Here is a 12,677-nt window from a genome sequence, read left to right as displayed (position 1 = left end):
TCCCCTTGACCTTTCTGTCGCCCAGATGAGACAGTACCTCTAGACGGACTAAATTCGCTCACTAGATTTACTCCGCGGATCTACGAAAGGACGACGGTGTCTGCCACACGATCACGGGCGGTGCGCTGGGCCGCCGGAGCGCTCGGTCTCGTGCTGACCGGCACGGCGCTCACGAGCTGCGCCGCCGGCGGGGGAGCGGAGACCATCCGATTCACGTTCAGCAAGCGCGAGGCCATCCCGTTCATGACGGAGCTCGTCGCGGAGTACAACGCGTCGCAGGACGACGTGCGGGTGGAGATCGACACGTCCGGCGTCGACGTCGTCTCCGCGAGCTTCGTCCGGGGCAATCCGCCCGACATCATGCTCGCCAACTACAACTACGAGGTCGCCCGGTTCGTGCAGCGCTGCGCGCTCACCGATCTCTCCGACACCGAGGCCGCCGCCGGGATCCGCGAGGACCTGCAGCCGCTCATGGACCAGTACGGCTCCTGCGCGGGCCGCACCAGCGCCCTGCCCTACTCGGTCATGGCCGCCTCGGTCATCTACAACAAGCAGATCTTCGCGGAGCAGGGCCTGGAGGTGCCGCAGACCTGGGACGAGCTCCTCGCCGTCAGCGACAGCCTCCGTGAGGCCGGGATCGATCCGTTCTACGCCACCTTCAAGGACGACTGGACGGTCGGACAGGGGTGGTACGACTACGCCGTCGGCGGCTCGCTCGACGTGCTGGCGTTCTTCGACGCGCTCGCCGCCGAGGGCACCGATGTCGGGCCGGACTCGGAGGTCTCCTTCGAGAAGGACTTCGCGGAGCCGATGGACAGGATGATGGTGCTCGCGGACGAATACACGAACGAGGACGCCGCGAGCCGGGCGTACGGAGACGGGAACCTCGCCTTCGCGAAGGGCGAGGCCGCGATGTACCTGCAGGGGCCGTGGGCGTTCAGCGAGATCGCCAAGACCGACCCCGACCTCGACCTCGGCACCTTCCCGCTGCCCATGACCGACGACCCGGACGACCTCGCGGTCCGCGTGAACATGGACCTCGCGGTCATGATCCCCGAGGAGTCCCGGCACCAGGAGGCCGCGCGCGACTTCCTGGAGTACCTCTACCTCCCCGAGAACATCGAGGAGTACAACGCCTCGCAGCTGGGGTTCACCCCGACGACCGACGCGGCGCCGCCGGACGACCCGCGCATCGAGGGCATGATCCCGTACTACGACGAGGGCCGCATCTACCAGGGCCCCTCGGTGCTCGTCCCGAAGACCCTGCCGATCTTCAACTACGCGCAGGCCATGGTCCTCGGCGCCGCCCCGTCGTCCATCCTCCCGACCATGGACGCCGACTGGGCCCGCATCGCCTTCCGCGCCCCCATCCCGAGCTCCGAGGATTCCGCATCGGGCGAGACAGAGGAGTCCGCGCCATGAGCACCACCACGACCACCGGCGCCGACGCCGGGACGAGCACCACCGCCATCCTCACCGGCGGGCCGCGGAAGATCCGCCGCCACACCCGCCGCGTCGAGCCGATCTACTACCTGTTCCTCCTGCCGACCCTCGTGATCTTCACGCTCGCGATCACCGTCCCCGGTGTCATCGGCATCTTCTTCAGCTTCACCGACTCCATCGGCATCGGCGAGTGGAGCTTCAACGGGCTGACGAACTACATCGCGCTGTTCAGCGACCCGGCGATCCTGCAGAGCTACCTCTTCACCTTCGGGTTCTCGATCGCGACCGTGATCGTCGTCAACGTCATCGCGTTCCTGCTGGCGGTCGGCCTCACCTCCCGCATCCGGTTCAAGACGGGGCTGCGGACGATCTTCGTGATCCCGATGGTGATCTCGGGCATCATCATCGCCTACGTCTTCAACTTCCTGTTCTCGAACTCGATCCCCGCGGCGGGCGCGGCCACCGGCATCCCGTGGCTGGAGACGAGCCTGCTCGCCAACCCCGATCTCGCCTGGGTCGCGATCGTGATCGTCACCGCCTGGCAGGCGGTCCCCGGTACCCTCCTCATCTACATCGCCGGACTCCTGTCGGTGCCGGGCGAGGTGTACGAGGCGGCGAGCATCGACGGCGCCAGCCGCACGCAGCAGCTGACCCGCATCACGATCCCCCTCGTCGCCGGATACGTCGTCATCAACGTGATCCTCGGCTTCAAGGGCTTCCTCAACGCCTACGACATCATCGTCGGCCTCACCAACGGCGGCCCGGGCACCGCCACCCGCAGCGTCGCGATGACGATCATCGCGGGCTTCAACGGCGGCGACTACGCCTACCAGATGGCCAACGCCACGATCTTCTTCATCGTGGCCGTGCTCATCTCCGTCCTCCAGCTCTCGCTGACCCGCGGAAGGAACACGTTCTGATGTCGACGGAGACCCTCACCACCATCCCCGCGGACGGACGCCGGAAGCGGCAGAAGATGGAGCGCGTCAACTGGTCGGGCACCATCATCCTGATCCTGTGCACGGCGACGATCCTCATCCCGCTGTACGTGACGATCTCGATGGCGTTCAAGACCACCGGCCAGGCCGTCGACGGCAACGCGTTCTCGCTGCCGGCGCCGTTCAGCGTCGACGGCTTCGTGCAGGCGTGGACGCTCACGAAGTTCCCGGTGGGCGCCGCGATCTCGCTGCTCGTCACGGCCGGCACGGTCATCGCGACGATCGTGCTCGCGGCCTTCGCGTCATACGCGATCGTGCGCAACTGGGACCGACGGCTGTTCCGCTACTCGTTCTTCTACCTGCTCGCGGCGATGTTCATTCCGTTCCCCGTCGTGGCCCTTCCGCAGATCCAGCTCACCGGACGCGTCGGCCTCGACAACCCGTTCGGCGTGATCATCCTCGCCACGATGTTCCAGCTCAGCTTCAGCGTGCTGCTGTTCACGGCGTTCCTGCGCTCGATCCCGATCGAACTGGAGGAGAGCGCGCGGATCGACGGCGCCACGACCTGGCAGACGTTCTGGCGGCTCATCTTCCCGCTGCTCGCGCCGATGAGCGCCACGGTCGGCATCTTCGCCTTCCTCTACGCCTGGAACGACTTCATGATGCCGTCCTTGATCATCTCCGACCCGGCGCTGCAGACGCTCCCGGTGCGGCAGAACCTCTTCCAGAACCAGTTCAGCAACAACTACAACGTCGCCTTCGCCTCGTACCTGATGGCCATGGCTCCCGCGATCGTCGCCTATCTCTTCACTCAGCGCTGGGTGATGGAGGGCGTCACGCAGGGTGCCGTCAAGGGCTGACCCGACCCCCGCAAGAAACAAGGAGAGCCTCTTCCTCATGACCGATTCGCTGCTCACCGCGACCCGCGAAGACGACAAGACCGCGACCTGGTGGCGTCAGGCCGCCGTGTACCAGATCTATCCGCGGAGCTTCGCGGACGCCGACGGCGACGGCCTGGGTGACATCCCCGGGATCGTGTCGCGCGCCGACTACCTCGCCGAGCTCGGCATCGACGCGGTGTGGCTGAGCCCGTTCTACCCGTCGGAGCTCGCCGACGGCGGGTACGACGTGGCGGACTACCGGAACGTCGACCCCCGCCTCGGCACCCTCGACGACTTCGACGCCATGGTCGAGGCGCTGCACGCGCGGGGCATCCGCGTCGTCGTCGACATCGTCCCCAACCACACCTCCGACCAGCACGCCTGGTTCCAGGAGGCGCTCGCCGCCGGCCGCGGCTCGGCCGCCAGGGAGCGCTACATCTTCCGGGAGGGCACCGGCCCCGACGGTGCGGAGCCGCCCACCGACTGGGTCTCGGTCTTCGGCGGCAGCGCCTGGGAGCGCGTCGCGGACGGTCAGTGGTACCTGCACAACTTCGCGGTCGAGCAGCCCGACCTGAACTGGGACCACCCGGAGGTGCGCGAGGACTTCCTCACGACGCTCCGCTTCTGGTCGGACCGCGGCGTGGACGGCTTCCGCATCGATGTGGCCCACATGCTGACGAAGGACCTCACCGAGCCGCTGCCGTCCCGCGCGGAGCTCGACGCGATGGACCGCACCTCCGGCACGCATCCGATGATCGACCGCGACGACGTGCACGAGATCTACGCCCAGTGGCGGGCGGTCTTCAACGAGTACGACCCGCCGCGCACCGCGGTCGCCGAGGCGTGGGTGGAGACCCCGGAGCGCCGCGCGAAGTACGCCTCCGCGGAGGGGCTCGGGCAGGCGTTCAACTTCGACCTGCTCGTCGCCGACTTCGACGCCGCCGACTTCCAGCGCATCATCGCCGACAACCTCGCTCAGGCGCAGGCCGCAGGCTCGTCGACCACCTGGGTGCTCTCGAACCACGACGTGACGCGGCACGCCACCCGTTACGGCCTGCCGCCGCTGCGCGGCCGCGCGGTCAAGCAGGGCACCGAGTGGGTGCGCGCCGGCGGCCCGGAGGAGGGCCTCGACCGCGAGGGCGGCCTGCGCCGGGCGCACGCCGCGACGCTGCTGCTGCTCGGCCTGCCCGGCAGCGCCTACCTCTATCAGGGCGAGGAGCTGGGCCTGCACGAGGTCGCGGAGATCGCGCCCGACCAGCGTCAGGACCCCGGGTTCTTCCGCGGCGCGGACTTCGACGGCCTGGGCCGCGACGGCTGCCGCGTGCCTCTGCCATGGACGGCGTCCGGCAGCTCGTACGGCTTCGGCGCCGCCGGCGCGCACCTGCCGCAGCCCGCCTGGTTCGCGGAGCATGCGGTGGAGGTGGAGGACGCCGACCCCGGCTCGACCCTCAACCTGTACCGCGAGGCGCTGCGGCTGCGACGACTGCTGCAGACCGGGGAGACGCTCGAGTGGGTCGACACGGGTCGGGAGGACGTGCTGCGGTTCCGCCGCCCGAACGGGTGGGAGGTCGTGACCAACTTCGGTACCGTGCCGTTCGATCTGGGCGCTGCGGCCGACGACGCCGTGCTGTCGACCGTCGCCGTGGACGGGTCCGAGCTGCCGGGCGAGGCCACGGTGTGGGTCGCCCCGGGGGCGCTCACGAGCTGAGGCGGCACCGACGGGCGAGGGCCGGTTTGATAATGGTTCTCATTAGCGTTTAGAGTGGGATGCATGAAGAAGCCCGCCCTCGCCCTCACGCTCGCCTCCGTCGCCGCCCTCTCCCTGGCCGGATGCTCGTCGACCTCCGGCGCGGCGGAGGACGACGGCGCGGTGACGGTCGTCGCCAGCACCAACGTCTACGGCGACATCGCCGCGCAGGTCGGCGGAGACCGGGTCGACGTCACCTCGATCATCGACTCGGTCACCCAGGACCCGCACTCCTACGAGGCGAGCGCTCGCGACCGCCTCACGCTGCAGAAGGCCGACCTCGTGGTGGAGAACGGCGGCGGCTACGATGCGTTCATCGACAGCCTCCTGCAGGATGCGCAGGACCCGCACGTCGTCACCGCGGTGGAGTTCTCGCACGACTACCCGGGCAACGAGGGTCACGACGATCACGCCGACCACGAGGCCGCGACCGAGGAGCCGCACGATCACGAGCACGCCGAGGGCGAGGACGAGCACGCCGGCCACGACCACATCGAGGGCTTCAACGAGCACGTCTGGTTCGACCCGCACACGATGATCCACGTCGTCGAGGCGATCGCCGACGAGCTCACCGAGATCGACCCCGACGGCGCCGACACGTTCCGCACGAACGCGGACGAGCTCGTCGCGGAGCTGGAGGGCTTCGAGGGCGACCTCGAGGCGATCAAGGCGGACGCCGCCGGTGCGACGGTGTTCATGACCGAGCCGTTGCCCGGATACCTGGCCACGGCCGCCGGGCTCACCGACGTCACCCCCGAGGGCTTCGCGGAGTCGGTGGAGGAGGGCAGCGATGTCGCGCCCGCCGTGCTGCTCGAGGCGCTGCAGGTCGTCGGGTCCGGCGATGTGACCGCCGTGCTCACCAACGCCCAGACCGGCGGCGCGGAGACGGAGCGCGTGGAGAAGGCCGCGGAGGACGCCGGGGTGCCCGTGGTCGCGTTCACGGAGCTGCTCGAGGACGGATCGTCGTACTCTGAGTGGATGAGTGACGCGATCCAGAGCCTCGCCGCCGCCGTCCAGTCGTGAGCGGAGCCCGTTCACAGGCTCAGCGACCCGCGAGGGAGACCGGTCCGGTCCTCGAGATCGCCGACGGCGCCCTGCAGCGGGGCGACCGCGAGCTCTGGTCAGGACTCGACCTCACGGTGCAGCCCGGCGAGTTCATCGCGGTGCTCGGTCCGTCGGGCTCCGGGAAGACGACGCTCCTGCGCAGCATCCTGGGACTCCAGCCCCTGTCCCGCGGCAGCATCCGCGTGGCCGGCGAGCCCGTGCACCGCGGCAACGCCCGCATCGGGTACATCCCGCAGCAGCGTGCGCTCGCGCCCGACACGAGCATGCGGGCCCGTGACCTCGTCGCCCTCGGCGTGCAGGGCAGCCGCTTCGGCTTTCCGGTCCCGCACCGCGGCGACCGGGCGAAGGTCGACGCGCTGCTGGCCGCGGTCGGGGCGACCTCCTACGCGGACCGCCGCGTGGGCCTGCTCTCCGGCGGGGAGCAGCAGCGCCTCCGGGTCGGACAGGCGCTGGCCGACGAGCCCGCGCTGCTGCTCTGCGACGAGCCGCTGTCGAACCTCGACCTCGCCAACCAGGTCGCCGTCACCGACATCATCGACCGCCAGCGTCGGGAGCGCGGGGCCGCGGTGCTCTTCGTCACGCACGACGTCAACCCGATCCTGAACCGCGTCGACCGCATCCTCTACATCGCCGGGGGCCGGTTCCTCCTCGGGACCCCGGAGGAGGTGCTGCAGACCCGCGTGCTGACGGATCTCTACGGCACCCCGGTGTTCGTGCTCCGGGCCGGCGACCGCCTCGTCGTGGTCGGCGTCCCCGATGCGGAGCCGCACCACGACCACGAGCACGGGGGCGCCGCATGACCGCCGCGTCCGCCCTCGTCCCGATGGTCGGCTGGGACGACATCTTCTCCTTCCAGGACTACGGCGAGCTCGTCGCCCTGCTCTCGAACTCGATCATCGCGGGTGCCGTGCTCGGCCTCGTCGGCGGCCTCATCGGGGTCTTCGTCATGCAGCGCGATCTCGCCTTCGCGGTGCACGGGGTGAGCGAGCTCTCCTTCGCGGGAGCGGCGGCGGCGCTGCTGTTCGGCGGCAGCGTCGTGCTCGGCTCCCTCGGCGGAGCCCTCGTGGCGGCGATCCTCATCGGGGTCCTCGGCGCCAAGGCCAGGGACCGCAACTCGATCGTGGGCGTGCTCATGCCGTTCGGGCTCGGTCTCGGCATCCTGTTCCTGTCGCTGTACGACGGCCGGAGCGCCAACCGGTTCAGCCTCCTGACGGGGCAGATCGTGTCGGTCTCGAGCCCCGACCTCGGCTGGCTCATCGGCATCAGCCTCGTGGTGCTGCTCGGCCTGCTCGTGATGTGGAATCCGCTGCGTTTCGACTCGCTCGACCCGGAGTCGGCGGCCGCCCGCGGGGTGCCCACCCGCACCGTGAGCCTGCTGTTCATGGTGCTGCTGGGGCTCATCGTCGCGGTGAGCGTGCACATCATCGGCGCGCTGCTGGTGATGGCGCTGCTGGTGACACCGGCGGCCGCCGCCATGCGAATCACGGCGGGCCCTGTCGCGGTGCCGGTGCTGGCGGCTGTGTCCGGGTTCGTGTCGGCCGTCGGCGGGATCCTCCTCGCGCTCGCCGGAACCCTCCCGGTGAGCCCCTACATCACGACCCTGTCCTTCACGATCTACGTCGTGTGCTGGATCGTGCAGCGCGTCCGTTCCCGGGTCACCCGCGTCTGACCCTGCTTCACGTCGCGCACCTGGCTCCATTTCGGCCGGAGATGCCGCCAATCGGGCGATTCGAAGCGGGGAAGGCCGCTCCCAGCCCTCGCCAACCGTCCCGGCCTAGAATCGATGGCATGGCTCAGCGGAACACCTGGCAGCGCGAACGTGTGCGCGAAGCGCTCGCCGACGCGCGCGGTTTCGTGAGCGCGCAGAGCCTGCACGCGACGCTCCGCGACGACAACACCGGGATCGGCCTCGCCACCGTCTACCGCGCTCTCGCCGGGCTCGCGGCCGCCGGCGACGCCGACTCGCTGCAGAGCCCCGAAGGAGAGGCGCTCTACCGGGCGTGCACCACCCAGGGCCACCACCACCACCTCATCTGCCGATCCTGCGGCCTCACGGTCGAGATCGAGGCGAAGGACGTGGAGCAGTGGGCGCATCGCACCGCCGCCCTGCACGGCTTCACCGAGGCCGCCCACGTCGTCGACATCTTCGGGCTCTGCACCCCCTGCGCCAACAAGCGCGACGCCGAGAGGGCTGCGACAGCGTGACCGCCCCGGCACGAACGGCCACCCGTCCGGGCCACACGCACCGTCGAGCGCCCTCGCCGCGCTCGACGTGGATCGCCGTCGGCATCGGTGTCGTGATCATCGCGGCCCTGTTCCTCATCGACGCCTTCCTCCCCACCCTCTTCCCGGCCTCGCTGCCCACCCGAGCGCAGGACGGCCTGACGCTCGCCCTCAGTGTGCTCATCGAGGCGCTGCCGTTCGTGGTGCTCGGCGTGCTCCTGTCGATCGTCGTGCAGGTCTGGCTCCCGGCGGACGTCATCCACCGCTGGCTCCCGCGCCGCGCCTGGGCCCGTCGCGCGGTGCTCTCCCTGCTCGGCATGCTCATCCCGGTCTGCGAGTGCGGCAACGTCCCGTTCGCCCGCGGGCTCATGATGCGCGGCCTCGCCCCCGCGGAGGCGCTGACCTTCCTCATCGCGGCGCCGATCGTCAATCCGATCGTGATCCTCACGACGCACGCCGCCTTCGGGTGGGACGGCGGCATCCTCGTCGCCCGCCTCGTCGGCGGCTACCTCATCGCGAACCTGATCGGCTGGATCTACAGCCGCCACCCCTCGCCGGAGTCGCTGCTCACCCAGCGCTTCGTCGATACGTGCGAGCGCGTCACGCACGAACCGGGAACCCCGGTGCGCCGCAGCCTCACGCAGTTCCTCGTGGAGCTGCGGGCCGTGATGCCGGCGCTCGTGATCGGCTCCGCGCTCGCCGGGGCCGTCCAGGTGCTCATCCCGCGCGACGTCCTGCTCACGATCGGCGCCAACCCCGTGCTGTCGATCGTCGCGATGATGCTGCTCGCGATCGTCGTGGCGATCTGCTCCAACGTCGACGCCTTCTTCGCGCTGTCGTTCGCGTCGACCTTCTCCTCGGGTGCGCTCGTGGCGTTCCTCCTGGTCGGCCCGCTCGTCGACATCAAGATGCTCGCGCTGATGCGCACGACCTTCACCACCCGCACGCTCGTGGGCATCACCGCTGTCGTGCTGGCATCGGCCTTCGCGATCGGGATCGGGGTGAACGTCCTTGCCTGAGCTCTCCGCCCGCTCCCGCGCCCTCGCCACCCGGTGGCTGGGGATCGGCCTGGCATCCGTCGTCGCGGTCGTCACCCTCGGCCTCGCGGTGACCGACCGTCTCAGCCTCTACATCAGCCCGGAGTCGGTGTGGTTCGCGTGCGCGGCCGCCGTCGTGACGCTCGCCGGGGCGATCTGGTCGTGCGCGCTGCCGCTGGGGGCCGAGGAGGACCACGGACACGACCACGGTCCCGCGGCCTCGCGCTCCGACGAGCCGGCGGCGTCCGTGGACGACGAAGCCGACCGCCCGTCCGGGCTGTCGCGCCGGCGTCTCGCGGGCGTCGGTGCGCTGGCCGGCGGCGTGGTCGCGACCGGGGTCGTCGTCTCCGCGCTCGTCCTCCCGCCCGCCTCGCTCTCGGTGGAGCTCGCGATGTCCCGCGCCGGCGAGGAGACCGCGCTGTTCGCCGGGGCCGACACCGTCGCCCTCGGGGTCGCGGACACCTCGACCTTCGGTGTGGGCGACTGGGCGAGCGTCTTCGCCGCCGCGACGAACACCGCGGCCTACGACGGGGCCGACGTCACGCTGCAGGGCTTCGTCACGCCCGGTGAGGGAGACGGCGTCAACCTCACCCGTCTCGTCATCACGCACTGCGTCATCGACGCCCAGACCGCCGCCTTGCCGGTGAGCGTCGACGCCGACGCCTACAAGACCGGACAATGGGTCGAGATCACGGGGAAGGTCCGCGCCGACGACGACGGTTCCCTGCACATCGAGCCGACCGATGTGGTGGCGATCGACGAGCCGAAGGACCCGTATGAGTACTGACGACGAGCGGCCGGAGCCGCCCGCCGTCCCGCGGACCCGCGCCGAGCTGCGCGCCGCCCGGGAAGCGGAGGAGCGCGCCGCGGAGGAGCAGACCGCGGCCGAGCGCGCCGCCGTCGAGCAGGCCGAGGCGGAGCAGGTCGCCGAGGAGCGTGCGGCCGTGGAGCGCATGGCGGCGGAGGTCGCGGCCGAGCAGGCAGCCGTCGACCGGGAAGCCGCGGAGCGTGCTGCGGCGGAGCGTGCCGCGGAGCGCGAAGCCGCGGAGCAGGCGGCAGAGGAGTCGGCCGCTGGCATCCCCGCGATCCCGCAGGCACCCGAACCGGTGTTCACCCCCGCGGGCCCGACGTCCACCTCCCGAGCAGACGGTGCCCCGGACGACGCGGCGGAGCCGGGCTGGACGCCCACGACCGACCTCCCCGCCGACGATGAGGCGCCGCGGAGCGCCCCGTGGTCCCGCCGCCGGTTCCTCGTCACGATCGGCGCCGTCGTCGGAGTGCTCGTACTCGTCGGCACGGGGCTCGGAATCGTGAGCCTCCTCCAGGGCCCGCGGGTCACCGACGTGCAGGTCGACGCCGCGCAGGCCATCGAATCGTCCGGAAGCCGCGTCATCCTCACCGCGAACCAGCCCCTCTCCGCCATCGACCCCGAGCAGGTCACCGTCGAGCCCTCCGTGCCTTTCACGGTCGATGCCGCCGGCCGCGGGGTGGGCGTGCGTTTCACCGTGCCCCTCGACGACGACACGACCTACACGGTCACCGTCGCCGGGGTGACCGGCGCCGGGGGCGGCCCCGCCGCGGACCTCACGACGTCCTTCGAGACCCCGCCGTCGTCGATCTTCCTGCTGCGGCGTGACCCCGACGGCGACGACATCATCTTCCGCACCGATCTGAGCGGGGAGAACGCGCAGCCGGTGTTCTCCCACCCGCGCATCGACGACTTCCGGGCCACGTCCACGCAGCTCGTGGCCGCCGTCGAGGACGACGACCAGTCGCGGCTGCTCGTGATGGACAGGGACGGCTCTGATCAGCGCGAACTCCCGCTGCCCGGCGAGGGCTACGTGGGCGCGATCCAGGTGTCCGAGCGCGGCAACCTCGTCGGCTACAGCTACTCCGATCGCGAGCTCAGCGACACCGAGGGGCGCGCGAGCGTGCTCGTCACCCAGTCGCTGAGCGGCGACGACGAGCCCCGCATCATCGAGGTCGGCGACGAGGAGGTGAGCGTCTTCGTGTGGCAGTTCGTGCCCGACAGCGCCGCCGTGCTGTTCATCGACTTCGACGGGGCGCTCTCGCTCGTCGATCAGTCGGCCGACACCGGCGTGCAGTCCCTCGGGCTCGCGACGACCATCCAGGGCATCTCCCGCGGCACGTACACCGCCATCGTCGAGCGGTTGGACGGGTCGGTCGTCGAGCTCGACCTCGCGGACGGCTCCGAGGAGCCGCTGGCCCCCTCCGAGCCGGACTACGGCAGCGCCACCTCCATCACCCCGTTCCCCGGAGGGACCCTGCGACACGTCGTCGCCCGGGACGAGGGCGGTCTCCCGGTGGGCCAGGCCGTGATCCGCGTCGACGACTCCGGTGCGGCCACCCCGCTCGTGGAGGTGAGTGCCGCCGATTCGATCCTCCAGGCCTGCGCGTCGCCGAGCGGCCAGTACGCCGCCGTCGTGATCGCCCCCGACATGGCCGACAACGCCTATGACGGGATGCTGCTGCCCCTCCCCGAGGAGCTCGAGACGCACCTGATCGACATGAAGTCAGGGGATGAGCTCGTGGCGCTGACCGGCTTCGACGCGTCCTGGTGCCAGACGGCGCCGCGGTTCTGACGTGACGGAGCCGGAGGCCCTGCGCCGCGCCACCCGTGAGGACGTGATGCGTTCCGCCGTGGACGTCGCGCCGACGCTGCTCGGCGCGGAGCTGCGGACCGTCGTCATCGAGGGCGGCCTCCCCGTCGAGGTGCGCGTGCGCATCACCGAGGTCGAGGCGTATCACGGGCAGGGCACGGGGGCGGTGGCCGACCCCGGGTCGCACGCCCGCATGGGGCGCACGGCCCGGAACGCCACGATGTGGGGCGAGCCCGGGCATCTGTACGTGTACCTGAGTCACGGCATCCACTCCTGCGTCAATGTGGCCTGTGGTCCCGAGGGGCAGGGTGACGGCGTCCTGCTGCGTGCCGGGGAGATCGTGTCCGGCGTGGAGGCGGCGGCCCGACGACGACGGGCGGTCCCGCCGCTCGGCCGCACCGCTCTCCGTGACCTCGCGCGCGGACCAGGGCGGCTCGGACAGGCCGCGGGCCTGCGGCACTCCCTGCACGACGGCATCGACGCCATCACGGGCGACGAGCAGAACGGCGCCAGGGCGGAGCTGTGGCTCGGCCTTCCCGTGGTCGACGTGGCTCAGGGTCCGCGGGTGGGCGTGGCGGGTGTCGCCGGGACGGACGCGTTCCCCTGGCGCTTCTGGATCCCCGGCGACCCCACGGTCTCCCCGTTCCGCTGGGGGCGGGGTGCCGCCGACGCTTCGAATCGCGCGAATGGCGGCTTTTCGGCCTGAGATGGGGCCATTCAGG

12 protein-coding genes are annotated in these 12,677 nt (G+C 70.7%); all 12 read left to right on the top strand.

The features are described 5' to 3' along the window. Positions 1 to 96: 96 nt before the first annotated feature. The 12 genes from ACFU8V_RS01725 to ACFU8V_RS01670 all read left to right on the top strand — a co-directional run bounded on the left by ACFU8V_RS01725 (position 97) and on the right by ACFU8V_RS01670 (position 12,661). Positions 97 to 1,422 (top strand): ABC transporter substrate-binding protein, encoded by a 1,326-nt coding sequence (locus ACFU8V_RS01725; RefSeq protein WP_303709288.1) that lies wholly within the window; start codon positions 97 to 99, stop codon positions 1,420 to 1,422. Further along, a complete protein-coding gene (locus ACFU8V_RS01720; protein ID WP_172400071.1) occupies positions 1,419 to 2,363 on the top strand; it encodes a carbohydrate ABC transporter permease in 945 nt (314 codons plus the stop codon). Before ACFU8V_RS01725 ends, ACFU8V_RS01720 begins: the two co-directional genes overlap by 4 nt. After that, positions 2,363 to 3,241, top strand: a complete 879-nt coding sequence (locus ACFU8V_RS01715; RefSeq protein WP_062765712.1) for a carbohydrate ABC transporter permease — start codon at positions 2,363 to 2,365, stop codon at positions 3,239 to 3,241. The genes ACFU8V_RS01720 and ACFU8V_RS01715 overlap by 1 nt, the downstream gene beginning before the upstream one ends. A gap of 37 nt (positions 3,242 to 3,278) precedes the next feature. Continuing rightward, positions 3,279 to 4,970 (top strand): glycoside hydrolase family 13 protein, encoded by a 1,692-nt coding sequence (locus ACFU8V_RS01710; RefSeq protein ID WP_126894410.1) that lies wholly within the window; start codon positions 3,279 to 3,281, stop codon positions 4,968 to 4,970. 63 nt (positions 4,971 to 5,033) lie between these two features. Beyond that, entirely contained in the window at positions 5,034 to 6,032 is a 999-nt protein-coding gene (locus ACFU8V_RS01705) for a metal ABC transporter solute-binding protein, Zn/Mn family (RefSeq protein WP_126894409.1), read from the top strand. Further along, the gene (locus ACFU8V_RS01700) at positions 6,029 to 6,874 is read left to right on the top strand and encodes a metal ABC transporter ATP-binding protein (protein WP_378868476.1); all 846 of its coding nucleotides are present in this window, start codon (positions 6,029 to 6,031) and stop codon (positions 6,872 to 6,874) included. Before ACFU8V_RS01705 ends, ACFU8V_RS01700 begins: the two co-directional genes overlap by 4 nt. Continuing rightward, positions 6,871 to 7,743, top strand: a complete 873-nt coding sequence (locus tag ACFU8V_RS01695) for a metal ABC transporter permease (RefSeq protein WP_378868473.1) — start codon at positions 6,871 to 6,873, stop codon at positions 7,741 to 7,743. Before ACFU8V_RS01700 ends, ACFU8V_RS01695 begins: the two co-directional genes overlap by 4 nt. A 119-nt stretch (positions 7,744 to 7,862) precedes the next feature. Next, positions 7,863 to 8,279: a Fur family transcriptional regulator gene (locus ACFU8V_RS01690; protein WP_025102734.1), complete on the top strand. Its 417-nt coding sequence runs from the start codon at positions 7,863 to 7,865 to the stop codon at positions 8,277 to 8,279. Continuing rightward, positions 8,276 to 9,316, top strand: a complete 1,041-nt coding sequence (locus tag ACFU8V_RS01685; protein ID WP_085605183.1) for a permease — start codon at positions 8,276 to 8,278, stop codon at positions 9,314 to 9,316. Before ACFU8V_RS01690 ends, ACFU8V_RS01685 begins: the two co-directional genes overlap by 4 nt. Continuing rightward, positions 9,309 to 10,121 (top strand): TIGR03943 family putative permease subunit, encoded by an 813-nt coding sequence (locus tag ACFU8V_RS01680; RefSeq protein ID WP_062765693.1) that lies wholly within the window; start codon positions 9,309 to 9,311, stop codon positions 10,119 to 10,121. Before ACFU8V_RS01685 ends, ACFU8V_RS01680 begins: the two co-directional genes overlap by 8 nt. Further along, complete coding sequence (locus ACFU8V_RS01675) at positions 10,111 to 11,937, top strand: hypothetical protein (RefSeq protein WP_378868468.1); 1,827 nt, start codon at positions 10,111 to 10,113, stop codon at positions 11,935 to 11,937. The genes ACFU8V_RS01680 and ACFU8V_RS01675 overlap by 11 nt, the downstream gene beginning before the upstream one ends. 1 nt (position 11,938) lies before the next feature. Then, a complete protein-coding gene (locus ACFU8V_RS01670; protein ID WP_303709291.1) occupies positions 11,939 to 12,661 on the top strand; it encodes a DNA-3-methyladenine glycosylase in 723 nt (240 codons plus the stop codon). Positions 12,662 to 12,677: the final 16 nt, after the last annotated feature.

Origin of the sequence: Microbacterium sp. NPDC057658, from assembly GCF_042799975.1 — a bacterium.
In the GTDB taxonomy this organism is placed as follows: domain Bacteria; phylum Actinomycetota; class Actinomycetes; order Actinomycetales; family Microbacteriaceae; genus Microbacterium.
The sequence above is the reverse complement of the archived record's forward strand: the minus strand, read 5'-3'. Positions and strand labels throughout refer to the sequence as shown.